The organism is Nostoc sp. PCC 7107, assembly GCF_000316625.1.
Lineage (GTDB): Bacteria > Cyanobacteriota > Cyanobacteriia > Cyanobacteriales > Nostocaceae > Nostoc_B.
On sequence record NC_019676.1, the window covers coordinates 2795622 to 2820110 of the forward strand.

Genomic DNA, 24489 nt, shown 5'->3' on the forward strand with positions numbered 1-24489 from the left:
TTAGGATTATCGTAGAGGCGCTAACCTGGAAAGTCACTAAAAATTAACACAGATGCTATCACATCTACATACAATCAAAAATAACCGTCTTGCCTCTTCAATAGCAGTGTTATTACTGAGCTTAAGTTTAGCTGCTTGTGGCGGACAGCAAGGTTCTGACAGTTCTGCTACCAAGGAAACCCCGACCGGTACAGCGCAAGATGCTACAGCTTCCAGTCCTGCTAAATTAGATCTTGGTGGTAATGTTGAATTAACAGGTGCAGGAGCTTCTTTCCCCGCCCCATTATACGCAAGTTGGTTTACTGACTTAAACAAAAAATACCCCAGCTTACAAGTGAACTATCAGTCTGTAGGTAGTGGTGCTGGAGTTGAGCAATTTGTCAAAGGTACTGTAGACTTTGGTGCCAGCGATGTGGCAATGAAAGATGATGAAATTCAGAAGGTTCCTCAAGATAAAGGCGTAATTTTGTTGCCAGTAACTGCTGGTAGCATTGTGCTGGCTTACAACTTGCCAGATGTTCCAGAAATGAAGCTTCCAAGAACAGTTTACACAGATATCTTATTAGGCAAAATTAAAACTTGGGACGACCCAAAAATCAAAGCCGCTAACCCAGATGCCAAACTTCCCAATCAACCAATCACAGTTGTCTATCGTTCTGATGGTAGTGGTACCACAGGTGTATTTACAAAACACATGAGCGCCATCAGTTCAGAATGGAAGAGTAAAGTAGGCGAAGGCAAAACTGTTAACTGGCCTGTAGGTGTTGGTGGTAAAGGGAATGAAGGTGTGACTGCCCAAATCCAACAAACTCAAGGCTCTATCGGCTACATTGAATATGGCTACGCTAAACAAAATAATCTTAAATTTGCTGCCCTGGAAAACAAAGCAGGCAAATTTATTCAAGATACAGAACAGTCAGCATCTAAGACTTTAGAAGCAGTCGCTCTACCAGAAAATCTTCGCGCCTTTATTGCAGATCCAGAAGGTGCAGACTCTTATCCAATTGTTAGCTATACATGGATTTTGGCTTACAAAAAATATCCTGATGCGGCTAAAGCCAAAGCAATGGAAGCGATGATTGAATATGCTTTAACTGAGGGTCAGAAATTAGCTCCAGAATTAGGTTATGTTCCTCTACCGCAGAACGTGATTCAGAAAGTAGCATCTGTGGCTGACCAAATTAGTCCAGAATACAAAATTGCGGTTAGTGGTAGCACTAGCGCTAGTAAATAGCGTTCAGAAATTACTGCAACTTAGTGAGACATCTATAGTCAAAAATTGATTTAATTAATAGTAAAGTAAAAAATTCTTGCTATTAGCAATGAACTGTTGATGTCTCCATTTCTCAAAGCATTCAGTGAATCGACTAAGCTGGTTCGCTCTCATATTTTTCTCTGATTTCATTTATCAAGTCAGCATTCATGACTACAAATTATCAAAATTTGTCACCAGCAATTAAAAATCGCTCCGATATTGGTAAGTCTTTAGATCGGAGTTTTATTTGGCTGACTAGGGTTTTTGCCCTAGCAGTTGCGGCTACTTTATTATGGATTGCTATACAAGTTGCTATTGGTGCTTGGCCTGCAATCCAAAAATTTGGTCTGAGCTTTATAGCGCAAAGTACTTGGAACCCAGTTAACGATGTGTATGGGGTATTACCCCAAGTTTATGGAACTATAATTAGTTCTTTGATTGGTTTACTGATTGCTGTACCTGTAGGCGTTGGTACTGCTGTTTTATTAAGTGAGAATTTTCTGCCAGCTAAAGTTAGGCTAGTGCTGGTATTCTTGATAGAACTTCTGGCTGCTATTCCCAGCGTTGTTTATGGGGTATGGGGAATTTTTGTCTTAGTCCCAATTGTCAACAATTTGGGTAAATGGCTAAATCAATACTTTGGTTGGTTTCCACTTTTTAGTACGCCTCCCACTGGCCCAGGGATGTTACCTGCGGGGATTATCTTGGCAATCATGACTTTGCCAATTATTACAGCTATTTCTAGAGATGCCTTGATTTCTGTTCCATCTACTTTAAGGCAAGCATCTATAGGCTTAGGTGCAACACGTTGGGAGACAATTTTTCAAGTCTTGATTCCAGCTGCCTTTTCTGGGATTGTTAGTGCTGTGATGTTAGCACTGGGTCGGGCAATGGGGGAAACAATGGCGGTGACAATGCTAATTGGTAACTCCAACAAAATTAGTGCCTCACTGTTAGCGCCAGCCAACACAATTTCTTCTTTATTAGCGAATCAATTTGCCGAAGCTAGTGGTTTGCAAGTTGCCGCTTTAATGTACGCTGCCTTAGTGTTGTTTGTTCTGACACTAATAGTCAATATTTTTGCTGAGTTTATTGTTCTCCGAGTCAAACGAGTGTAGCTTAGTTTTGGGTTAAATTTATGACTTCTCATTATTCGGAAAGAGATTTAACTCGTGCTGCTATGTCTCCTCGGACACTTTTTAATACAGTGATGACCGGGGTGGCAGTTATATGTGGAGTTTTGGCACTTGTGCCTTTGGTAGCAGTACTGTCTTACGTTATAATTAAGGGCTTTAGTAGTCTCAGCCTCGATATTTTCACTCAATTGCCACCTGCGCCTCTGAGAAAAGGTGGTGGTTTTGGTAATGCGATTGTTGGGACTTTATTAATGGTGGGGATTGCAGCTTTAATTAGCATTCCTTTTGGTGTGATCGCAGCTATCTATCTAACAGAGTTTAGTTCTGGTAAAATAGCTAGGTGGATACGTTTTGCGACTAATGTCTTGAGTGGAGTGCCTTCTATTATTGCTGGGGTATTCGCTTATGGAATTGTGGTTTTGACATTAGTTAAGCTGAACTTAGGATCATATTCAGCTATTGGTGGAGGATTTGCTTTGGCAATTTTGATGTTGCCAATCATTGTGAAAACGACTGATGAAGCTTTACAACTAGTATCACAAGATTTACGGCAAGCATCTGTAGGTTTAGGTGCGACTAACTTTCAAACTGTTACACAAGTTGTATTGCCAACGGCATTACCAGCAATTGTAACTGGTTCAACGTTGGCGATCGCTAGAGCATCGGGTGAAACTGCACCCTTACTATTTACTGCTTTGTTCTCCCAGAATTGGCTCTGTCCTAGCTTATTTTCATGTAGTCCAAATGTGTTGTTTAAACCTACAGCTTCCCTGGCTGTTTTGGTTTTTAACTTTGCAATTTCGCCATTTCAAAATTGGCAGTCATTAGCTTGGGCAGCATCTTTAATATTGGTATTAATGGTGTTAATTACCAGTATTTTTGCCCGTTGGGCAACTCGCCAAAAAATCTAGCTAATCAAGTCTCAACGTTACAGCAAAGTTTCATTACCATCACAAAAAATTACATTAGACCTTTTATGTCTACTAACATTAGCACATTGAATAGTACAGACACCGTATTACGCACAGAAAATCTCAACGTTTATTACGGCAAATTTCTAGCTTTGCAGAATATCTGGCTAGATATACCCAAAAATAAGGTGACAGCTTTTATCGGGCCTTCTGGCTGTGGTAAAAGTACATTGCTAAGATGTTATAACCGTCTCAATGATTTGATTGATTCATTTAGAGCCGAAGGCCAAGTTTTTTATTATGGGAAAAACCTATACGCATCTGATATTGACCCTGTAGAAGTGCGTCGCCGCATTGGGATGGTGTTTCAAAGACCAAACCCATTTCCAAAGTCAATTTATGACAATATTGCGTTTGGTGCCAAAATCAATGGCTACAAAGGTAATATGGATGAACTAGTCGAACGGAGTTTGCGCCAAGCGGCTTTGTGGGATGAAGTCAAAGATAAACTCCGCCAAAATGGTTCATCTTTGTCTGGTGGACAGCAACAAAGATTATGTATTGCAAGAGCGATCGCAGTTCAACCAGAAATTATCCTCATGGATGAACCTTGTGCAGCTTTAGATCCTATCTCTACCTTGCGGGTTGAAGAGTTAATTCATGAACTGAAAGAGCAATATACAATTGTGATCGTTACCCACAATATGCAGCAAGCGGCGCGGGTTTCTGATAAAACAGCCTTTTTCAATGTGCGTCCTACAGAAACAGGTGGACGGATTGGTTATTTAGTTGAGTACGACGCGACAGAAGTAATTTTCAATAATCCTAAGCAAGAAGATACCCGTGATTACGTTAGCGGTAGATTTGGTTAATTATTGCAATTGAATTAAATATTTTCCGAGTCAAGAATTAGGTATGCAGCGCATATCTAATTTTATTTTTTATAGACTTTGATTTTTCAGAATCAAAAGGCTCAGATCCCCGACTTCTTTAAGAAGTCGGGGATCTTGTTGTTCACGTGAATAACATCCTCAATAACTGTAGGATGGTTACTAAGCATGACTTAACCATAGAAAATTAAGTTGTGACTATCTTCATCCCCAATCTCTCGTAAATTCGGAATGGCTCGCATCTCCAAATTAACCTTCGATCGCGGTACATTAATTCTGCATCCACCACCACGCGGTAAAGCGTGGATGGATTATGCGACATGGGATGATCGCGTGGAGAAATTTCGGATTCCGGCGATGCGTTATCGTGCTTTAGTTGAAGCACTACAAGGGGAAGAAGTCGATTTTATCGATGAGGCGAAGGAATTTTATCCGATAGAGTTGATTGCAAGTTTAGAAATGGAACCTTATCCCCACCAAAGTGAGGCTTTAGCTGCTTGGAAATTGGCGGGAAGACAAGGTGTAGTTGTGCTACCAACGGCGGCGGGAAAGACTTATCTGGCGCAGATGGCGATGCAAGCCACACCGCGCACAACGTTGATTGTTGTCCCCACATTAGATTTGATGCACCAGTGGTATGCACATTTAGTAGCAGCGTTCCCTGATGCAGAGGTGGGATTATTAGGGGGTGGTTCACGGGATAAGTCACCCATATTAGTGGCGACTTACGACAGTGCAGCGATTCACGCAGAATCGTTGGGAAATAAATATGCTTTGATTATTTTTGATGAGTGTCATCACCTACCCACCGATTTTAGTAAAGTGATTGCCGAATATGCGATCGCACCTTATCGTTTAGGCTTATCGGCGACACCAGAACGCACCGATGGTAAACACGCTGATTTGAATATTTTGATTGGACGGGAAGTATATCGCAAACGTGCGGAAGATTTGGCGGGTAAAGCCTTAGCCGAACATGAAATTGTCCAAATTAAGGTGAAGTTATCGCAACTTGAGCGTGAAAGATACAATCAATTAATTCAAACTCGCAATGATTTTTTACGCCAATCGAAGATTTCTTTAGGGAGTATTCAAGGTTGGCAAATGTTTGTGCAGATGAGTGCGCGATCGCAATCTGGACGTAGAGCCATGTTAGCACATCGGGAAGCCAAAGAAATTGCTTTAGGTACTGATGGTAAATTGCGAATTTTAGCTGATTTATTAGCGACACATTTTCCTGAGCGAGTGTTAATTTTTACGGCTGATAATGCCACGGTTTATAAAATATCTCAAGACTTATTAATTCCAGCAATTACTCATCAAACTCCAGTCAAAGAACGCCATGAAATTCTAACTAAATTTCGAGAAGGTGAATATAATACTTTGATTGCTTCCCATGTGTTGAATGAAGGAGTTGATGTCCCGGCTGCTTCTGTAGCAATCATTCTTTCGGGAACAGGTTCGACAAGAGAATATGTGCAGCGTTTGGGAAGAATTTTACGTAAGGGAAATATGGAGAATAAACAAGCGATTTTGTATGAGGTAATCGCAGAAGATACGAGTGAAGAAGGGACTTCGGCACGGCGACGGGGGGAGAAGAACGCTGGGGAAGCAGAGGGAGAAGGTAGAAAGAAAGGGAATTTGCAGGTTGTATATGGGACTAGTCAGGAAAAAAGTTTAAAGGCTGCGGAACAATTAGAACTTAACTATTCAATCCAAAATCCAAAATCCAAAATCCAAAATTCAGAAGATGTTACCAACAGAGTTACTAAGCCATCGCCTAAACGGAGAAGAAATCATTCCGAAAAGACTGAAGATTGATGATAAACATTTGGCGTTGACTAATGAATTAATTGCTTGTTTTCAAGCAGCACAAGGTAAAACTCAAAGGGAGTTAGATAAGCTACTTTTAGATTTAGAAGGTGACGCTACAGATTATCGGATAAAGCGGGGATTGGCTTATATTATCAAAAGCAATTTTTGTACTTTTGAAGTGGTGAGTCCTCTGGAACCACCAATGTTAAGAGAACGGGTATTTGCTTTGGCGGCTAAATCTGTTGCGCGTCAAGAATCAACGCCAGCGACTTTAAGTAAAATAGCTGATGAATTAAGTCAAGAATTAGAGCGAGAAGTCTTATTAGAACAGGTGCGTGCTGGGTTATACGCAGATTTGTTAGAAAATAAAATTCTAACCCAATTTGATACACCTTCGGCTGTAGATATCTTAAATAGATATAACTTGTCCCAGGTGCAGGGAATTTTTTATAAAGCTAGTCAATTAGTGTTAAATGCTCATCGCAATGTTCCGGGAGAATATAAGCTGTTATTTCGCTATTTAAAATTGTTTCAACTCATGGCGTATATAGAAGGTGATGCTGACCACGGTTTTACAATTACAGTAGATGGGCCGACGAGTTTATTTAATCCTAGTACGCGTTATGGGTTGGCGATCGCTAAATTAATTCCGGCTTTACTTCATGTCACCAAATGGAGTCTTTCGGCGACGTTGCAAACTCGTGATGTTTACACAGATACTTGGAAAACTGGCAGATTTACTCTCAATTCAGAATGTGGTTTAGTGTCGCACTATTCTAAAGGTAAACCTTACGATAGTATGCTGGAAGCATCTTTTGCTGATAAATGGGATGCTTTAAAAACAGAATGGGTGTTAGAGAGAGAAGTTGATTTAATTCCCATTCCTGGTAGTGTGATGATTCCCGATTTTCGCTTAGTGCATTCTAATGGACGAGAATTTCTATTAGAAATTGTCGGTTATTGGCGACCAGAATATTTACAAAAGAAATTCTCTCAGGTGCGGCGTGCGGGTTGTGATAATTTGATTTTGGCAATTTCCGAACGGCTGAATTTAGAAAAAGCTGGGGTGAAATTAAATGATGTCCCTGCAAGAATTGTGTGGTTTAAAGATAAATTATTACCCAAGGCTGTGTTAGCAGTGATGGATTAAGTAACCAGAATATCCTAAACTTCTTAAAACAGAGTTTCACTGTTAACCATATTCGCAAATTAGCAGAGTTTTTTCATATCTCGCAATCTGCTTTTTTTGAAATTTATTAAAATCAATTAACGTCAAACATGTAATGAACCTCTTCCCCAACCCCTATCCGATGGGGCTACGGTGTACACATAGTTTAGGAAAGAGGATAAATTATAAATTGCTTAAATCTCCTAGTTTTACAACTTCTGCAATAACTCTTGAGTTAACTGCAAAAACGCTTTAGAACCTGCTGATTGAGGTGCATTTAACACAGCCGGCATAAAACTATCAACAGCTTTAGCTACATTAATATCAACGGGAATTTGTGCCTTACAAATTTGTTCTACACCAAAATCTTCCACAACTCGGTGCATAACTTGTTTGTAATATCTGCCAGTAAGTAAATTGGTATTGCACATACTAAATACAATTCCCAGCATTTTGATATTTATTTTCGCTTCTTGTTCGTGACTGTCTTTTAACTGCCCAATTCGTCTTTCTAAAAGTTGAATTCCCACAACAGATAAAGGTTCTGGCTTGGCGGGGAGAATGTAAAAATCACTTGCAGCTAAGGCGCTACGAGTCAAAAGATTATAACCAGGAGCGCAGTCTAAAAGAATAAAATCATACTCATCACGTACTGGCTTTAAAATGTTATTAATCAAAACTCTTTCAAAACGGTTCCATACATTTTCAAAGTTTTGTTCACCAAAAGCAACGGTTTGTTTGTGCAGCATTTCTGACACAACAAATTCATCATATAAGTCGATATCCCCCGGTAATAAACTTAGTTCGCTAAGTCCACAAATTTGGGGTTGAATAATATCGTTAATTGTTACCTTACTGTTGGTATCGGGATTAATAACATCGTCGATGAGATATCTAAAAGTCAGTCTTTGTTTGCGCCGCTTGGCAAAATCTAAAGGCGACATCAAACTGAGTGTGGCGCTAATTTGGGTATCTAAGTCTAATACCAGTACCTTTTTACCGTAATTTTTCGCCAAACAAGTAGCTAAGTTGACGGTGAGAGTAGTTTTCCCTACACCGCCTTTCATATTTGCAGTAGCAATTACATATCCCATTGGTTAATTCCTCTGACTAATAATTAATAATTCGTAATTATTTCATTCAAGCCATAACTACCTAAACTGAATTCCTGATTTAAAACTTTATTCTTCATGCTTCACACTTCATACTTCAGTTGACGCATTCCCAACCTTGAAAACTTCTGCTTAATTTAATATTTGCGGAGATTTGAAAATCAAAACTGTCAGATTAGGTAACAATATCCAAAGCTTCAGCCTCTATATTCAATATTTAATAAACTTCATCATGACTACCAATATCAATCAAGAAAATAACCATTTCTAATAAATTCTCATCCTCAGAAAAATTAAAGATAATTCTACAATCATAAGCAACAGAACAAGACCATAATCCCGCTAAATCTCCTGTTAACTTATGAGACTTTAAAGACGGTGTAAATAGATCATCTGCTAAAAGCCTTAATACCTTAACAATTTGATTCTTTAATTGCGGGTTTTTCTTGGTAATCTTCCTAAAAGACCTCTTAAATCAACTACTCCAGATAACTTCCATCATCATCTTTTAGTAAATCAGCGATTAAATCATCAACGCTTCCCCTCTTTGCTGTCCCATCCCTAAAAGCCTGTATCACTTCCTGAGCATTAGCCAAAATTTCAACCCGCCGATTCTCAATTCTTTGCTGGCGAAGAAACTCAAATAAATACTCTCGATCTTCTGTAGGTAAACTTTCAATAGAATTAATAATTTCCTGTAAAGTCATTATAAAATGTCCCAATCAAGTCAATCCTACCTTTGCTGACTTTATTTTAATCTCTAAATCCAAAACCTCAGCCCCTTACATTTAGCCAATTTACGCAAAAATATCATACATCTTGAGCGCAGTAGTAGCAAATGTTTTTGTAGGGCAGAAGCAGCAATTAGTCATCTATAATGCACCTACCCAACTCCAAAAGATGAATAATTTATTGGAAATTCCTATACTGATGGTAATTGAATCTTTGTTGCCAACAGACTTTGTAAACGATGCTGTTGGGAGCCAACTTGGTAAAGTAAGTCACCTTTCCCCAATAAATAGGCTGAGGATGTTTCTGTTCCCCCCAAGACAATTTTTGAGTCTGCTTCGCTCGCTGTTCGTAAAGCCACCCTTCCTGGTAAATTTGCGCGAATAATGGGTGTAACTACCTTAGCTTCTGGACGCTGAGTCGCAATAATTAAATGTATACCTGCGGCGCGTGCCATTGCTCCCAAACGTTTGATACTTTGTTCTAGTACATTGCGGATTTCTTTTTCTGCCATAAAGTCTGCATATTCATCAAATATACAGACAATGCGAGGTAAAGCCTGAGATGAACGTTGGTTGTAAGTGGTTAAGTCAGCACAGCCAGCTTTTTCAAACCGCTGGTAGCGAGACTCCATCTCTATAACTAATTCTTCCATAAGTTCGACGGCGCGATCGCTATCTTTGACGACTGGTGAATATAACCAAGCCATACGTTCAAACTCTGGAAAGGTAACGCGCTTAGGGTCAACCAGAGCAATTTTGAGATTTTGCGGAGCATAACGATATAGTAAGCTGAGGAGGAGCGATCGCAGAAATTCACTCTTACCGCTACCAGTTGTCCCACCTACTAAAAAGTGGCAAGAATTCGGATCTGATAAATCAGCCTCTACTAATTCCCCTTCTATATTTACTCCAATTGCAATTTTTACAGGTGCAGTTGCAGGTAAGAATTTTGATTGAATATACTTTTCAAAATGGGCAATTTGCCTATCTGGACGGGGTAAATCAATACTGACATATCCTGCTTGAGGTGCAATTAAAGGTGCATTAGCTAACCCTAATTGCACTTGTAAATCATCCGATAACTTCAGCAGTGCATTCACTTTTACACCGGGATGAGGTTTCAACTTCACCCTGATAAAAGCAGGGCCAACAGCAGCACCTTGATAATCAACACCCACACCAAAAGATTGCAAAGTATTAATTAAAGCTTCGCCTATCTCATCCGCATTTGTTGTTTCTTGATTATCTTCTATATATTCCTCCCCCCTTTTGAAGGGGGGTTGGGGGGGATCAAAACTCGTATCAGTTTTGTTAGATATCTCGCTTCTATTTTTTAAGGATGGTTGCGAGGGATCAGATATTCCAGCACCAAAAAAAGTCTGACACTTTTGCTGTTGGGGACAAATTTCGCACAAATGAAGCTGAGTTGTTTGTGGCGGTGGGTTGGGATGAGGAGATTCCCAAGCCAACCATTGCTGCATTTGTAGTAATTTGTGGGGAATTAACTGATGTACTGTATTTTCTAACTGTTCCCAAGAATAACGATACTCTTTAAATTCAGGCAACACACAATAAACTGCTGAATCAACAGCAACTTTTTTCTTGTGATGCAGCATATAACTGTAAAGTGAAACCTGCGCCAATTGCGCTGAAGGATCTACAGGTTGATATGTTTTAAACTCCACCACGCACAAGCGATTAATTTCAAAATTAAACACCAGACAATCAAATTCACCTCTAACTAATTGTTGTGTTCCATCAGGTAGAGAAAAGTGATGTTCAATATTGCGTTCTTGAGATAAAAAAGTATTACTAATTAATGTGTCTGCATTGCAATAGCGGCGATTAATTAATAATAATTCCGCAAAGCGTCTGATGAGTCCTTGTAATCCATTCCAAACTTGTAAAAGTGCTTTTCCCTCAGCACTATCTTTTTGTATAGCTTTTTGGAGATAAGGAAAAAATTCTAGTTGATAAAAACTTTGTTGCAGTGCAGTAGTAACTTCTTCTATTTTTAACTGTGATGCAGGTGGTTGAAATAAATTACTAAACCGTGGCTCGATAATAGCTAATTTGACAAACTTATCTGCTAATTGATGAAATGGATTACCAATACCAATAGCTGTATCTTGTGGTAAAAATATTGCTTTATCACTAAATTGATGATTTAAATAAAACAGCCTAGGACACTCAAAGGCTAATCTAACTTTAGTAACACTTAAAGAATAATTGTTAGATTTATCTGTTACCTGCTGTGAGCTATTATTTGCCATAAAAATATTAGTTAAATCTTTGGGATGAGATATTTTAATTAGCTGACGATGCACAGCAGCCAGATAAACTGTATCCATTGCAGCATATTCTAACTGCTTTTTACTCAGGGGACGCTTACCCCAATCACTTGATTGTTCGGTTATATCTACATTAGAAAAATTACAGAGTTCGGCGGCTAAAGTTTTCAGCTTTAAATTAGAGGTTTGCAATCTTTTGAGGGTAATTTTTCTAGCCATTTGTAATGTACAAGTTACATTTTTAGCTAGGTGTTTACCTAAATATTTAATATCAAAACTAGCATTGTGAAAGACTTTTTCAATATGATGGTTAAACATGATTTGGTTAATAAAATCAGCCGCCAAATCATGTTTATCTAGTACATCAAGAATGTAAGCAGATGCGCCTGTGCTATCTGTAGGGTCAGCCAATACTTGAATCAGCGACAATTTTGGTTCAGATGTATACCAATGAGCAATTTCTGTGTCTACCCAAAGTGTTTTATAGTTTGTTAATTGAAATATTACCTCTTGAATTGCTGCTGATTCTGTCAGGTAGTGCATTGATTACAAAATGAATATAAGTTACGCAATTAAACAAATTAATTGGTCTTGTAATTTCGCTTTTGGGTTAATAATTTTTACTTTCTTCTCTTGGCATAAAAGCTCAATTAATAATTGAACATCATTTGCTTTCACATTAGGAAATTGCTCAACAGAATTTTTTATCAAAGTAGTTACACCCATAAAGCTTTGGGTTTTAACTAGATTTACTAGGAAATCTTTAACAGGACGTAAATCTTCTTTCTTAGAACTTCCCTTCTCTTTAACAGGTTCTTGCTTGGCGACAAGTCCTAAATCCTGTAATAAAGTACACTTATCTAATATCTTGGATGACTGCATTAGCGATTGTAAATATTGCAGGTTAATCACTTTACCATGAATTACTAATTCTTGAGAAAGTGCGGCATTGATTAGGTTATGATATGTTGCTAAATAATGAACAGAATTTAATGATGGTTTGAAATGAATATTATTAGTTGCTGTAAAAACCTGTTGATAGATTTGATGTCCAACAAGTCGTCCTTGTCCTACACTACTTAAACGAATTAAACATAAAGTTTGACAAATACCTTGCTGAATAACTTTTTGACAAGCACTCATAATATGAAAAAAGCTATTCATATTTGCATCTTCTGTCCATATTATTCCTATCTTGTCTCGTTTACCTAGTTTTTGATAACTGAAGGAATAGCTTGCAAATCTGCCATTTAAAAGTTTTGGCTTAATTTGTTGTACTCTGCATAACTCCATAGCTTCTTGGAGCATCCGAATTAAATCAGAAGATGCTATTAAGTTGATTTTTTTGATTTTTATCTGAGTTTTTTTGTACTCTTGTTCCCATAACAGCAGAAATTCAGCCTGAATTATTTCTTCAACGTTATTTGTATTAGTTGTCTTTGTGGTACCATTTATACTATTTTCCTCATTTTCTGTATTTCCAGAGTCATGATTATTATTGTCTTCATCAGGTGGTTTAATGGACTTTTTATATTCTTGATAAGCTACCATACCTAGATTAATCACATTTCTAGGATAAGTCTTTTTACCTGGAAAATTATTTTCTAACAACTGCCTTTCTAATGGAAAAATTGGTGATTCTGGAAGGCTACTTGCCTGAATATGTAAATTCTTAAGAAGATAAGCCCAAATAGACTCTGCTTGGTCTAAATTAATAGACTTGAGTTTGATAGATTTATGAATTCCAGCCTTATCAGCTTGTTGAATACGGTTTTGATGAATATTTAATGTATTAGTTATAATACTAATTATTACTAGAAAATTCTTGAGTGATTCACCATGAATAGTCGTATTTACATCAAAAAAAGGTTGTATATCTAGAAATCCATCCTGCATTTTCGGCATTGTATCTAAATTATCGAAACATAATACAATAGGTTTAGTTTCTGTAGAGATTCTTCCAAAATTAGCTAAAATATTTTTAGCTTCATCTTCTGACTCAATACATTGTTTAACTTTCAGAGCTTGCATCGATTCCTCACTTAAAGAGTCACCTCGCAACCACTCACAAGCTAATGTATACAGTTCTGGATTGGTTAAATCATGTAAAAGTCCAAAAAAGATATCAGGATTGTATATCCGTGATGTTTTATAAGTATCCTTCAGATGCTTAATAAATTTCTGTCTGTCACTTGATAAAAATTCCCATATATTGTCGTTTAAAAATCGCTGTTTGAGACTTCGCTTAGTGAAAGCAGACAAGCTTTTTAGCCATAGCATTAATTGAGATTCTGTCTGCTCATCTGGAATTTGAATTAAGCTATCAACTGTATAACGCAGAATATGTCGCCAAATATTATTGTTATCAGCCCAATCACATAGTATGTAAACAAAAAAAGCTTTAGAATTAAGAGTCCGTTTGAGACGACCTAATAAATGACTTTTACCAGAACCAGGATCACCTACAATCATGACTGAACGACTGCGATGATCTGTAACAACTAAATCGAGAAATTCTTGAATATCATGAATTACTTCTTGATGAATAGAATCAACATTTAGTGATGCGTTTTGTTTTTCTTCCCAAAAATTCATCGGTTTTGGGTTGATTCGGTTAAAAGGATTAACCTCTCGGAGAATAATTTCGTTAATATTTGCCATGCTGAAGCTTGATAAAATGATGGAATTGCTTTTTACGTAAAACCTGTTTTAATTCACTGTAATAAAAAACAGCGAACCACCAATATTTTGATGAATCCCTGCATCTAGTTGCTCTGCGGTATAAATACTAGCTTCTTGTAAAGTGCTAAAATCAATTTGGTCTTGAGCCTGCAAACGATACAAAGCTTGATCTAATTCATCACGCGATAGTGGCGGTTGTAATTCTTGACGTAGATGAAAAATTGGTAAATAATTCTCTGTTCCTAATTCTTTATCTAATTTCTCAATAATTTGTAAAATTTCTTCGTCACTTATATTAATGCTGTTATCAGATGGTGGCTCAGGCGGCAATATAGGTTTAACTCGCAAAGTCTTGCGTAAAAACCGCAGATAATTACCCAGCAATTCTAAGCTGATGGCTGGTTGAACGCCTTTGTTAGGGTTGTAGTCATCTCGTAAATAGTCAATTCCTCTTTCAGTTAGCCAAACTTCGGCTTTGGCTTTTTTGAGTTGTAATTCGACTTCAATTAATCCCCGATCGCTTAGGGTTGTCAATATTGCATCTCGTTCAGCAGCTTTTGGTGCAGTAATTTTGCTGGGTGCGATTTTACCAGAAGCTTTACTTATCTTCTCCAGTACCTTGAGTTCTTTGTCTGTAATAGGTAACTCGCCTGCCTCAAGTTTCAGCACCGTTTGACCAGCAGGTATAATTTTGACTTTGGCAATCTCACGGGTATAGTCTACCAGTTCACGATCGCCCAACTCTCGACAAATTTTATCCTTACCTTTAAAACTATTAAAAGCAGTCAATCCTGCTCGATAATTGGCAAATCCCAATAACTTTAAAAGAAACTTTAGTTCATTTGTATCCATGCTAGTCATCAAGCCTGTAGCTAATTCAGCTATACTCTAGCGCGAAGGGCAACAATTTACACACCTTCTTATCCTAGCTGTAATTATTGCTGATGACTATAACAGAACTAGTGATCGCTGATACGCGACTAAGATAACAAATATTAACTTTTGTTTAGAAAATTCAATAGCTATAAAAATAATAAGTGCGATCGCTATTTTTTAATTCCCTGCATAAATTGTTTTCTAGCATCAATAATCGAAGGCATTAAAACACAACTAGCTAATAATTGTATATCTAAATCTGGGAAGAATTCACTTTGTTGAATTTGCTCATAATTATCATTTTTTAGCCGATATAGGTAAAATTGATTATTCTCCCAGAACCAAACTTCAGTAATATTAAACCGTTTATATTTTTCTAGTTTGTCAATACTGCCACTGGTGATATTAACTTCAATTGCTAAATCTGGATTTTCTTTTTTTTCTCCTATGTAATAAGATTCATCAGGTTCAAAGGAAGCATTTTTTTCTTTAGCGCGACGCGTGGCGCTACCTACTGAGATAAAATTTATACCTTTTTCAAAAAAGTATAGTGCTAATAATATCCCAATCACGCTTTTAATCATTTCGTGTTGTTCACCCAGCGTCATAAATTCAATGCACCCATCAAGATAAGTTATCCGTAAACCTGCTGCATCTGCGGTTAAGGTTTCTATTTTCTCCAATTCTTCCCATGTGTAATAACCAGGTAAGAGAAATCGCTGTTCTAGAGTTGTGATATTTTTATTTAAGATTTGGAGAGTCATAGTTAAATTATGTTTATGACTTTATTTTGATTATAATCGGGAATTATTTTGCAACTAATAAGTTTGATGAGATAAGTTTTGAAAAGCGATCGCCTGTATGAAAGTAGCAATTATAGTTTTGCGACTTGCAAACTTAATTTCTGACTCGTGAATTAACTTTTGCAAATTGAAGTATTTATGCAGATAAATTCGTTGTGCTACAAATATGCAAGCTTGCACCTCCACCTAACCTACGCATAACTCTAACTAGGGTTTGCTGGTGATGCTTGGGTAAGAGAAGGGGATACACAATCAAACAAATGGATTTATAATTCTTAATTTATTCTCTATTAACTGATTATAACAAGGGTTGAACTTAGGCGATCGCACCATATTGACATCATAATAATTGCAACAATACGCACTGGGGTAACAAATGCGAGAAACTGAAAACAGATCCATTAACGAAGGAGAACGCAATGGGCTGGACTAAAGTTCTGGCGGCTGATGCACTAGCCCCTGGTGCTAGAGAAGTTGTGAATGTTGGCAAGCGAAAAATTCTCTTGTTAAATCACGAAAATCAACTATATGCGGTAGATAATGCCTGCCCTCATTTAAAATTACCTCTAAAGAATGGCAAAATCGAGGGTGGGGCAATTATTTGTCCCATTCACCGCAGTGCCTTTAATCTCAGTAACGGGCAAGTAAATAATTGGTGTCCTTGGCCACCTGGAGTAGGTAAAGTATTGTCATTAATTTCGCAACAAAAAACACTGCCAGTTTTTCCCATACGCGTGGAAGAAGGCAGTATTTGGATTGATGTAAACGATAACTAAATTGACATTTCAATTGCATTAATTGGGCGGGCATCTTGCCTACCCTACAACATCTAACGTTGTTGGATTTTCCAAAAATAGCTAGAAACCCAATTTGTCATAATATGGGCAACAATCGGCACTAACAAATTTCCACTCAATAGGGCGCTATATCCCAAAATTAACCCAATCACCGTTGCCCATATTACGTAAGGCCATTGTTGGGAACCACTGAGGTGTAACACTCCAAAGCAGAGGCTAGATACAATCACTGCTACATGGTCTAAGCCCAAAGCTGGCAGCATTACACCTCGAAATAATAATTCTTCGCTTAATCCCGGTAGTAAACCCAGCCAAATTAAATCCGGCCAGGCTAAAGGTCTCAATACTAGTTCTAGGTAATAGTCTGCACTTTGACGATAGGCAGGCCACAACCGATAAGCTAAACCACTCAAGCTGGTGATTATCAGTCCTACGCCCAGCCCCCAAAAAAAATCTATTTCGTGCCATTCCCACTTGAATAGGAAAACATTACCAAAGCGCAGCCAAACTTTAGCAACTGTCCACAACAGGATGGCAGTTACCGCCATTGCGACTAAAACTTGAATACGCGTCAGGTAAGGAATTTCTGGATCTTGTTTTTGTTGTTCTACCACAGGAAAGTTATGAAGTATGAAGTATGAAGTGTGAAGTATGTAGACACCCTTTGGATGGCTTTCCGTTAGCCTTCAGGGGTTCCCGAAGGGTAGGGTAATTTTATCCTTTAGCCTCTTGACTATTAACCAAAGCATCTGGATTGATGCCTGCTTTGAGGGCTACCAATACACCTACTGCTTCTAAATACGAGTTTACCTGTATGGATTTGATTCCCAAGGGTTGGGCAGGAACTTGTATTTGAGTTTGATTATCTTTGACGGTAATTATTGGGCATCTGCTTTGACTTAAACTTAGTAAAGCGCTGCTACCACAAGCGTTTGCCGGGACAATCGCTGCATCTATTTGATCAGCCCAAATATCTGCTGGATGAGATGTAAATAATTGTTTCTCGACGATAAATTGGGGGGCGCGACTTAAGCCTACAAGTACGCTTGGTAAAAAAGTATAGCCTAATTCCTCGGCGGCAGAACGCGGAGATAAATCGGGATAAGGCGAGGTGCTGGCGAGGGCTGGTGAATGGGCGCAAGGAATTTGAAAGTTTCTCACTAGTAAATGGCTAATTACTGCTTCTGCACCTGCCAGAGGATCTACGCCTTTACCCTGGTGATAGTTCTGCACAGCATCTTCATCCATATCATCGGGGAAACGGGCGACAACTGCGATCGCTTCTGCTCCCATTTTATTGATTAATATTTCCGCCGCCCGAAGTAAACTATCAGGGTTGCCAATGGTTCCCCAACTTGCCCCTGATGCTGATGTGCGTAGTTCTACATTTAAAGGAGCATCAGTAATTACATAATCTGTAATAGTTAATCCCAGAGTTGCTCTGGCTGCGTCAGCAGCTTGTAAGTGCCTTAACTGCAAGTCTGGTTCAATACTTTGGTCTAAAAGCAAACCTATTTTATTATTGCGGACTGGTTGTAATCCCCAACATCCAGAGGCGAATTTGTCAAGCCCAAAGCCTTCCACATAGAAAGCATTGGGGATGTTCCAATATAAACTTGCGCCATTGAGGACGTTGGGGTGAGTGATCAGGCGATCGCAAACTTGTGCTAATGTTCGAGCAACAGGTATGGCATCGCCAGCATAACCCCCAATCGCAGCCCCAACGCCAGTAGGTACAATCAAAATAGCGGTGTATGGACGCATCTCAAGTGCTGAGTGCTGAGTGCTTTTAGCGTAGCAGGGCGTTTAGCCCGTGCTGAGTGCTAGAAAAATCTAGCACTGTCATACACTTAAGACTCAACACTTCCTGTAGTAACAACTGCTTCCACAGCAACTTTTTGCTGTTCTTTATCCACCGAAGTAATAGCCCAACGCAATGGTTCACCTTGTTTTTTTAACTCAGCCTCAATTGCTTTTTGCAAATCAGTAGGAGTTTCTTGAATATCTATTTCTGCGGTAATAAAATGAGTAGTCATGCCGTCAATCCCGTGAATTAATTTGTTTTAGGATAGCTGAATGAAGTATAAAATTCTATCTTTCAGACTTCATACTTCAAACTTTATTACTATTTACCAAATTGCAACTGATAAACGATGTCTTCTTTTTCAGTTTCAATTTTCAAATTAGAACGAGGATAGGAGACGCAAAGTAATGCGTAACCTTGTTTTTGCAATTCTGGACTAACACCCATACCCTCGGTTTGGTCTACAGTTCCTTCGATGATTTGGGCGGCGCAAGTTGTACACACCCCTGCATGACAAGAAGCAGGTAACTCGAAACCAGTAGTTTCAGCTACGGATAAAATAGTTTCATCTTCAGGAACTTGCAGAGTGAGAGTTTTACCTTGGTGATGGAGTTCTACGGTGTAAGTATTGGACATATACTAAAAAATGAGTGCAATAGACAAACTCACTATTATATCTGAATTATTTAATAATATTGCAGATATGGCCAAACACTACATTTTTACCACTCATCGGGAAGCGATCGCTGAATATAATCAATAATTTTAGAGAAAATCGGGGTCAATATTTAATTCGCGCAACTTAGCGGCTAGGCGTTCCGCACGGTGTTTTTCATCATCAGCACGTTGCTTTTCATCATCAGCACGTTGCTTTTCATCATCCGCACGTTGCTTTTCTTGTGCTGCTAATTCTTCTGGTGTCGGCACTAATTCCCCTTGTGCCGTAAAATAGCGTAATTGATTGTTCTGCACACCCAAATATAAATCTAACTGCTGACTCCATAACCAACCTTGGGGATTGGCTTTTATGGGTTGGTAATTTCCATCAACTAAATGAAACCCAGCAAATTCTAAATTATTGGGGTCAAACCAAAAATATTCTGGTGTGCGAAATATATCTTGGTAGATTTGTTTTTTTAAACCTTTGTCTGTAGCTTTTGTGGAAGATGACAGTAACTCGACAATGATATTGGGATACTTACCGTCTTCTTGCCAGATTACCCAACTTTTGCGAAGTTTTCTTTCGCATTCCCGCACCACAAAAAAATCAGGGCCGCGAAATTCTTCTGATTTAAGTTGACGTTGGCTGTAGTAAATTGTCAAATTCCCAGCAGCATAAAAGTCATTGCGGTTTTGCCACCACAATTCTAAACATTGTAATAACAGAATAATCTGGCGTAGATGTAAATCGCTTTCCAATGGTGGTTCGTGACTTTCGATATCTCCTGGTGGAAATATTATATCTGCTGCTGGTTCTAATTCTTGGGCGACTGACATAACTTGATTGGGGCTAGGGGTGAGACGATCGCATTTATGTAGGATTGTAGATCAATGCAAAGATGTAATTACTATCATAATCTTGTTGACTGATAGTAATTGCGATCGCTCCTCTTCAAAAACAAGCCGATGGGAGAATCCCACTTTTTTGTATGTCATTGCAAACGTAAAGCCTTCTCTTCTCTTTCAGAGACGCTAACGCGAACGAGAGGCTTCGCCAACAGCATAGCTTCGCTTAACGAGTTAGCGTCTCGCAGAAAAACGAAGCAATCCCAACCCCTGGGATTGCTTCATTTAGCTTCGCTGCATTCACAATGACCGAACAAGGCAAAAGTAAAAAGTTAAAAGGCAAAAGAAAGAAAAAGAATCATGATCGCAAGCTCCGGTCTGGAAAAGTTTTCCGCCGGGAGACCAGGACGCACAAACTTTTCGCTAAATTTATTTATGGGGATTATCTTTTTACTTTTTACTTCTTAAGTTGTGCAAACAATTAAGTTTAACTATTTATTGTTAGCAGCATGAATCACTAGACATTTGCACCAGCCGCTTTCCCGCCTAATTTTTGTTGAATTTTAGCTTTAGCTGCTTTAAATTCTGTAGCTAGTTGCTCAGTTTGTTGAGTGTTCAAGTTGTTGCGGATTGCAGCAAACATTGTGCTTTCTTCTTGACGAACATGGTCGCTAACGATATCCATCAGATTTTTAACTCTATCTTTAAATTCAGCTGCAGAAGGACTGATAGCCTTAATTTGCTCTAAAAGCTGCTTCATTTGGGCTTGTTCATCATAAAGTTCTTGGGTATCGCCTTCGCCATAGAAGGAACGAACTCTGGGATAAACTACTTCTTCTTCAGCTTCAGCATGGGCTGTTAGATCTTTGTAGATTTGACCAAAGTACTCTTGAATCTTTTGAGGATTATTGCTTTGTAGTAGTTCAGTAAACAAGATATTTACCTTGTTGTGATCCAAGCGAATAACGTCTTGGATGTTCATGTCTTGTTTATCAGTACTTTGGGTAACTGCACTACCTACCGCACCGCTAAAAGCTGCGATCGCATCTTGCACTCTAGCCCAAATTCCTTGGTCTGCATCTTGTCCAGTTAACTCACGCACACCGAGAATTTCGAGAATCCCTTTGAGTTGCTCTTGGTGGGCGCGGTTTTCAAAGTTAACAGGATTGATGGGCCCAATCGCAGCCATCACATCAGCACCAACTTTTTGGGCTGCTTTATGTACCAACAAACCACTCATAACTTGTTGATGCTTTAACAATTCGTGCTGAGATACTTTTTCGTAGAAACTTAGTTCTGAGCTTTGCATCAATTGGCGAACTTTGTTTACCATTTCCTGTACAGTTTTTTTCGGCTCTTGCTGAATACCATACTGCACAATTACTGTTTCGATGATGCCCAGATTTTTACGATCATCTTCGAGGAAGTCTCGCATCCGATCTGAAATTTCACTATCTGTAGCTTCTTTCAAAAATAGTTCTTCATTCTCAATTAGTAACTGTTGAACTAATTTAATACTAGCCAATTTAGTAGCAATAGCATTGCGTTTTGTATCATCTAAAGTAGATACCATTCTAAGGTTCTCCTCAAAAATTAATCGGATCATTACTAATCAAAGTTTGTCATAAGAGTTAATCATCTTTCCTCTTTCTTTTGAGCGATTAATTGCGTAGCTCTAGATAGAAAACAATTTTTTTAACATAAGAAAACCTGATTATACTTTTGGACATACACAGATAAAATTTTGACTCCATCGTTAGGTAGATAATTTTTTGACATTATTTTTATAAATTGTCCAAAGAGAGTCAAACACGAGATGATAATGTAATGTCAGAAAGCCCTAGTATAGGAGAGCAAGCACTTAATAAAGCCACAGAGATAGGATTATCTAGTCAATTAGATGAAGTAGAAAATCTAGATGTCAACATCAAAACTGATCCGCTGAAAATGGTTCAGCGACAGGTGAATGCAGTAGAAATATCAGGCGAAGGTTTGGTGATGCAAAAAGACCTCCGAATGGAGGAGTTAAAAATGCAAATGGGTAATGTTTCCATTAATCCTTTGAGTGCGGCTTTTGGCAAAACCAGCGATATTCTAAATTTAAGTAACTTCGATTTAGAAGGTATGAGCCTGCGAGTTAAGCAACTACAAGTGGAAGCAGGTAAATTAACTCTGCAAGCTGAAGCTTATGTAGAACAAATTCCCTCCGCTTAAACATAAAGATACTAATTTACGAAAACTATGGATACTTCAGAAACAACATCGGCTTCTACTCCTTTTCCCAATATCCCACCGATGATTGAAAGTGATGATAGAGAATATCGTGATACTGGCGTACCTAGTACAGTAGCGATCGCGGGACATCCCTTACATCCTTTAAGTGTAATTTTCCCCATAGCTTTTTTAGCAGCAGCGTTAGGAAGCGATTTTGGCTATTGGTTAACTCGTGATTTCTTCTGGGCGCGGGCTTCTTTATGGTTAATTGGCCTTGGGCTGGTTGGCGGTTTAATTGCAGCTGCGATCGGAATGAGTGACTTTTTGAAAATTGAGCGAGTCCGTAAGCGCAAGGCTGGCTGGGCGCACATGATCCTGAATGTTTCTATCCTGGTTTTAACGCTGTTGAACTTTATTTTGCGTTGGGGAGATGCAGAAGCACACATTTTACCTTGGGGATTATTAATATCTTTGGTAGTTGGGACACTAACTAGCGTGTCTGGATGGTTTGGTGCAGAACTTTCTTATCGTCACAAAATAGGTGTAGTAGGGGCTGGTAGTAAAATATATCCATAACTTTATTTGAGATTTGAAAGCTAGAATCTTTTTTAGTCTCTAGCTTTTAGAAAATATGTCATAGCCGTAACTCAAAAATTTTCATCATTGTTTCTTAGAGGATATTTGAAAAGTTTTGGGCGAATATAATTCGCTACTACATAGGCCAAGTCCACCTGCGCGGACTAATGAGAAATCAAGGTTTTTAACCCGCGGCGCGGGTTTTGTCTGTATAGCCGCGACTTCTAGTCGCCAGGGCTTTTCAAACAACCTCTTAGCTCATCATTTTGGCGATGGGCTTTTTATCGTTAGTGGCATACATAAAATTTCTCTGCTTTGGTATGCGCCAATATTAAAGGCTATACAAGCTACATTGATAAGTAGATTGTTGCTTGGCATTACATTTTTTTGCTAGGATTTCCTTCATTATGTGTTGAGGTCGATTTTTGGTTGGCTGTGGCGACGACAATTAAAAGAAATAGGCCATGCAAAAAAGAGTGAAAGTCAAACCTAATTCAAAACAACAAAAAATTGAAGAACAAGTAGATGGGAGTTTAACTGTGCATTTGAAATCGCCTCCAGTTGATGGTAAAGCGAATGAAGAGTTAATTAAACTCTTAGCTGATAAATTTGATGTACCGAAGTCTTATATAACTATTAAATCGGGTTTAGCATCTCGACAAAAACTGATTGAAATTAGCACGGATATTTAGTATTAAGTTTTCATTTTTACATAGTAAAATTATTTAATTTTCTAGTTAGAACTCTATGATATTTATCTATTAATATTAACTAAACGTTCATCTAGCCAAGCTAAAGCTGCGCCAGAGGTTTCAGCCAAAATACTAATTAGACGATATAGTGTGATCGCACTAATCACTACAGCCGAAGGAAAGCGGTGCTGTAAAAGTGCGATCGCCGTCGCTTCAAATACACCTAACCCTCCTGGTGCACCGGGAACTACCAGCCCTAACAACCAAGCAAAACTAAAAGCCCCAACTAATAAAGGTATTTGGCTGAGATTTACAGGGTAAATGGCAGATATAGTTAAAATAAATCCCAAACTCCGCAATCCTAAAAATCCGAATTCGCCTAATAAAGGACGGAAGGGATAGCGTTCGAGATTGATAGCGACTTGTGGCTGAGTATTATTAGCCGATTTTTTGTTTTTCAATTTGTGCAAAAAGCGAATTACCGGGTTTAAAAACCAAGGATGTACGCCACAAAGTATAAAAATTAAAGCCATAAATTGAAATACTGGGACTGCTAAATTAGTTTGATTTGCCGCAAATTGATTCCCCAATAACACAACAACTATTAAAGCGGCTGCGGCCATCAGTAGCGGTTCCAATAACACACTTAAGGTAGCCGCACCAGCAGAGACATTAGCATTTTTCGCTGCGATAATTCGCCCATAATAATGCCAAACATTACCTGGGAGATACTTGGCGATGTTAGTTTTTAAGTAGACTTGAATGAATGGAACAGATGGTATGGGTTGATTTAAATCGCGCAAAATCCAAGTCCAAATCCAGCCAGCCCACGTATGTGCTAATAATGTTACACCTGTGGCGATCGCTAAAATTGCCCATCCTCCTGGATTAATTTTGAGAGTTGTCACCCCAACCCAATTATCCTTCAGGGCTTTGGCGACAAAAAATAGCGTTCCACCCAAAATCATCCAGCGTAAAAATTGCTTCATCACTTTGGTCATTTAATAGATTCAGCACCAAGTCTTGAATATCTTAAATCTTATGGTATATCAGCAATATCCCAAAAAATTTCCAAATTCACTCTTCAGTTATGCTTAAAATATAAGTAATTCTTGTGACAAATTATTTGTAATTACACTGAGATAAATAAATTATTTGGCAGAATTTATTTAAACTACACTTTATTAGTATTAATTTAAAGCATGATTTTTATCTGAATTTACGTACTTT

General features: G+C 38.4%; 23 protein-coding genes and 1 pseudogene. 10 read left to right on the forward strand and 14 right to left on the reverse strand.

Annotated elements, in window-relative coordinates:
* The first annotated feature begins 52 nt into the window (after positions 1–52).
* The 6 genes from pstS to NOS7107_RS11870 all read left to right on the forward strand — a co-directional run bounded on the left by pstS (position 53) and on the right by NOS7107_RS11870 (position 7157).
* Positions 53–1234, forward strand: a complete 1182-nt coding sequence (pstS, locus tag NOS7107_RS11845) for a phosphate ABC transporter substrate-binding protein PstS (protein WP_015113214.1) — start codon at positions 53–55, stop codon at positions 1232–1234.
* A 188-nt stretch (positions 1235–1422) separates the two neighbouring features.
* Positions 1423–2373 (forward strand): phosphate ABC transporter permease subunit PstC, encoded by a 951-nt coding sequence (gene pstC, locus NOS7107_RS11850; protein WP_015113215.1) that lies wholly within the window; start codon positions 1423–1425, stop codon positions 2371–2373.
* Between the two features lie 20 nt (positions 2374–2393).
* Complete coding sequence (gene pstA / locus NOS7107_RS11855) at positions 2394–3302, forward strand: phosphate ABC transporter permease PstA (RefSeq protein WP_015113216.1); 909 nt, start codon at positions 2394–2396, stop codon at positions 3300–3302.
* A gap of 65 nt (positions 3303–3367) precedes the next feature.
* Complete coding sequence (gene pstB, locus NOS7107_RS11860; protein ID WP_015113217.1) at positions 3368–4174, forward strand: phosphate ABC transporter ATP-binding protein PstB; 807 nt, start codon at positions 3368–3370, stop codon at positions 4172–4174.
* A gap of 249 nt (positions 4175–4423) precedes the next feature.
* The gene (locus NOS7107_RS11865) at positions 4424–6013 is read left to right on the forward strand and encodes a DEAD/DEAH box helicase family protein (protein WP_015113218.1); all 1590 of its coding nucleotides are present in this window, start codon (positions 4424–4426) and stop codon (positions 6011–6013) included.
* Positions 5943–7157, forward strand: a complete 1215-nt coding sequence (locus tag NOS7107_RS11870; protein WP_015113219.1) for a DUF790 family protein — start codon at positions 5943–5945, stop codon at positions 7155–7157. Before NOS7107_RS11865 ends, NOS7107_RS11870 begins: the two co-directional genes overlap by 71 nt.
* A 227-nt stretch (positions 7158–7384) precedes the next feature.
* Here NOS7107_RS11870 and NOS7107_RS11875 read toward each other — a convergent pair whose 3' ends face one another.
* From NOS7107_RS11875 to NOS7107_RS11900, 7 genes and pseudogenes are all read right to left on the reverse strand, one after another.
* Positions 7385–8269: a ParA family protein gene (locus tag NOS7107_RS11875; RefSeq protein WP_015113220.1), complete on the reverse strand. Its 885-nt coding sequence runs from the start codon at positions 8267–8269 to the stop codon at positions 7385–7387.
* 235 nt (positions 8270–8504) lie between these two features.
* Positions 8505–8750, reverse strand: a pseudogene (locus NOS7107_RS27800) (type II toxin-antitoxin system YafQ family toxin); the annotation flags it as partial.
* Positions 8751–8766: 16 nt separating this feature from the next.
* Positions 8767–8997, reverse strand: a complete 231-nt coding sequence (locus tag NOS7107_RS11880; protein ID WP_044500752.1) for a hypothetical protein — start codon at positions 8995–8997, stop codon at positions 8767–8769.
* A 212-nt stretch (positions 8998–9209) separates the two neighbouring features.
* On the reverse strand, positions 9210–11852 hold the full coding sequence (locus tag NOS7107_RS11885) for a DNA translocase FtsK (protein WP_015113222.1): 2643 nt from the start codon (positions 11850–11852) through the stop codon (positions 9210–9212).
* Between the two features lie 21 nt (positions 11853–11873).
* Positions 11874–13970, reverse strand: coding sequence for an AAA family ATPase (locus NOS7107_RS11890; RefSeq protein WP_015113223.1), 2097 nt, complete (start codon positions 13968–13970; stop codon positions 11874–11876).
* 48 nt (positions 13971–14018) lie between these two features.
* Positions 14019–14843, reverse strand: coding sequence for a hypothetical protein (locus tag NOS7107_RS11895; protein WP_015113224.1), 825 nt, complete (start codon positions 14841–14843; stop codon positions 14019–14021).
* 194 nt (positions 14844–15037) lie between these two features.
* On the reverse strand, positions 15038–15631 hold the full coding sequence (locus NOS7107_RS11900) for a Uma2 family endonuclease (protein WP_015113225.1): 594 nt from the start codon (positions 15629–15631) through the stop codon (positions 15038–15040).
* Between the two features lie 458 nt (positions 15632–16089).
* Here NOS7107_RS11900 and NOS7107_RS11905 point away from each other — a divergent pair, with 458 nt between their 5' ends.
* Positions 16090–16446: a Rieske (2Fe-2S) protein gene (locus NOS7107_RS11905; RefSeq protein WP_015113226.1), complete on the forward strand. Its 357-nt coding sequence runs from the start codon at positions 16090–16092 to the stop codon at positions 16444–16446.
* Between the two features lie 53 nt (positions 16447–16499).
* Here NOS7107_RS11905 and NOS7107_RS11910 read toward each other — a convergent pair whose 3' ends face one another.
* From NOS7107_RS11910 to NOS7107_RS11940, 6 genes are all read right to left on the reverse strand, one after another.
* The gene (locus NOS7107_RS11910; protein WP_015113227.1) at positions 16500–17081 is read right to left on the reverse strand and encodes a CPBP family intramembrane glutamic endopeptidase; all 582 of its coding nucleotides are present in this window, start codon (positions 17079–17081) and stop codon (positions 16500–16502) included.
* Between the two features lie 100 nt (positions 17082–17181).
* The gene (locus NOS7107_RS11915; RefSeq protein WP_015113228.1) at positions 17182–18231 is read right to left on the reverse strand and encodes a DUF3326 domain-containing protein; all 1050 of its coding nucleotides are present in this window, start codon (positions 18229–18231) and stop codon (positions 17182–17184) included.
* Positions 18232–18317: 86 nt separating this feature from the next.
* Entirely contained in the window at positions 18318–18503 is a 186-nt protein-coding gene (locus NOS7107_RS11920; RefSeq protein WP_015113229.1) for a hypothetical protein, read from the reverse strand.
* 89 nt (positions 18504–18592) lie between these two features.
* A complete protein-coding gene (locus tag NOS7107_RS11925; protein WP_015113230.1) occupies positions 18593–18907 on the reverse strand; it encodes a 2Fe-2S iron-sulfur cluster-binding protein in 315 nt (104 codons plus the stop codon).
* Between the two features lie 129 nt (positions 18908–19036).
* Positions 19037–19768: a Uma2 family endonuclease gene (locus tag NOS7107_RS11930; protein ID WP_015113231.1), complete on the reverse strand. Its 732-nt coding sequence runs from the start codon at positions 19766–19768 to the stop codon at positions 19037–19039.
* 526 nt (positions 19769–20294) lie between these two features.
* Positions 20295–21350 carry a hemerythrin domain-containing protein gene (locus tag NOS7107_RS11940; protein WP_015113232.1) on the reverse strand — a complete coding sequence of 352 codons (1056 nt, stop codon included), beginning with the start codon at positions 21348–21350 and terminating at the stop codon, positions 20295–20297.
* A gap of 254 nt (positions 21351–21604) precedes the next feature.
* Here NOS7107_RS11940 and NOS7107_RS11945 point away from each other — a divergent pair, with 254 nt between their 5' ends.
* From NOS7107_RS11945 to NOS7107_RS11955, 3 genes are all read left to right on the forward strand, one after another.
* Positions 21605–21991, forward strand: coding sequence for a DUF2993 domain-containing protein (locus NOS7107_RS11945; protein ID WP_015113233.1), 387 nt, complete (start codon positions 21605–21607; stop codon positions 21989–21991).
* Positions 21992–22018: 27 nt separating this feature from the next.
* Positions 22019–22567, forward strand: coding sequence for a DUF2231 domain-containing protein (locus NOS7107_RS11950; protein WP_015113234.1), 549 nt, complete (start codon positions 22019–22021; stop codon positions 22565–22567).
* A gap of 464 nt (positions 22568–23031) precedes the next feature.
* On the forward strand, positions 23032–23259 hold the full coding sequence (locus NOS7107_RS11955) for a DUF167 domain-containing protein (protein WP_015113235.1): 228 nt from the start codon (positions 23032–23034) through the stop codon (positions 23257–23259).
* 62 nt (positions 23260–23321) lie between these two features.
* Here NOS7107_RS11955 and NOS7107_RS11960 read toward each other — a convergent pair whose 3' ends face one another.
* Complete coding sequence (locus NOS7107_RS11960) at positions 23322–24260, reverse strand: lysylphosphatidylglycerol synthase domain-containing protein (RefSeq protein ID WP_015113236.1); 939 nt, start codon at positions 24258–24260, stop codon at positions 23322–23324.
* Positions 24261–24489: the final 229 nt, after the last annotated feature.

Bases quoted from the DNA above. Each gene is read 5' to 3' on its own strand.
- NOS7107_RS11895 (WP_015113224.1), bottom strand. From the start codon at position 14,843: ATGGATACAAATGAACTAAAGTTTCTTTTAAAGTTATTGGGATTTGCC.
- NOS7107_RS11930 (WP_015113231.1), bottom strand. From the start codon at position 19,768: ATGTCAGTCGCCCAAGAATTAGAACCAGCAGCAGATATAATATTTCCA.
- NOS7107_RS11960 (WP_015113236.1), bottom strand. From the start codon at position 24,260: ATGACCAAAGTGATGAAGCAATTTTTACGCTGGATGATTTTGGGTGGA.
- NOS7107_RS11925 (WP_015113230.1), bottom strand. From the start codon at position 18,907: ATGTCCAATACTTACACCGTAGAACTCCATCACCAAGGTAAAACTCTC.
- NOS7107_RS11870 (WP_015113219.1), top strand. From the start codon at position 5,943: ATGTTACCAACAGAGTTACTAAGCCATCGCCTAAACGGAGAAGAAATC.
- NOS7107_RS11905 (WP_015113226.1), top strand. From the start codon at position 16,090: ATGGGCTGGACTAAAGTTCTGGCGGCTGATGCACTAGCCCCTGGTGCT.
- NOS7107_RS11950 (WP_015113234.1), top strand. From the start codon at position 22,019: ATGGATACTTCAGAAACAACATCGGCTTCTACTCCTTTTCCCAATATC.
- pstB (WP_015113217.1), top strand. From the start codon at position 3,368: ATGTCTACTAACATTAGCACATTGAATAGTACAGACACCGTATTACGC.
- NOS7107_RS11900 (WP_015113225.1), bottom strand. From the start codon at position 15,631: ATGACTCTCCAAATCTTAAATAAAAATATCACAACTCTAGAACAGCGA.
- NOS7107_RS11885 (WP_015113222.1), bottom strand. From the start codon at position 11,852: ATGCACTACCTGACAGAATCAGCAGCAATTCAAGAGGTAATATTTCAA.
- NOS7107_RS11940 (WP_015113232.1), bottom strand. From the start codon at position 21,350: ATGGTATCTACTTTAGATGATACAAAACGCAATGCTATTGCTACTAAA.
- NOS7107_RS11920 (WP_015113229.1), bottom strand. From the start codon at position 18,503: ATGACTACTCATTTTATTACCGCAGAAATAGATATTCAAGAAACTCCT.
- NOS7107_RS11875 (WP_015113220.1), bottom strand. From the start codon at position 8,269: ATGGGATATGTAATTGCTACTGCAAATATGAAAGGCGGTGTAGGGAAA.
- NOS7107_RS11865 (WP_015113218.1), top strand. From the start codon at position 4,424: ATGGCTCGCATCTCCAAATTAACCTTCGATCGCGGTACATTAATTCTG.
- pstC (WP_015113215.1), top strand. From the start codon at position 1,423: ATGACTACAAATTATCAAAATTTGTCACCAGCAATTAAAAATCGCTCC.
- NOS7107_RS11955 (WP_015113235.1), top strand. From the start codon at position 23,032: ATGCAAAAAAGAGTGAAAGTCAAACCTAATTCAAAACAACAAAAAATT.
- pstA (WP_015113216.1), top strand. From the start codon at position 2,394: ATGACTTCTCATTATTCGGAAAGAGATTTAACTCGTGCTGCTATGTCT.
- pstS (WP_015113214.1), top strand. From the start codon at position 53: ATGCTATCACATCTACATACAATCAAAAATAACCGTCTTGCCTCTTCA.
- NOS7107_RS11890 (WP_015113223.1), bottom strand. From the start codon at position 13,970: ATGGCAAATATTAACGAAATTATTCTCCGAGAGGTTAATCCTTTTAAC.
- NOS7107_RS11945 (WP_015113233.1), top strand. From the start codon at position 21,605: ATGTCAGAAAGCCCTAGTATAGGAGAGCAAGCACTTAATAAAGCCACA.
- NOS7107_RS11915 (WP_015113228.1), bottom strand. From the start codon at position 18,231: ATGCGTCCATACACCGCTATTTTGATTGTACCTACTGGCGTTGGGGCT.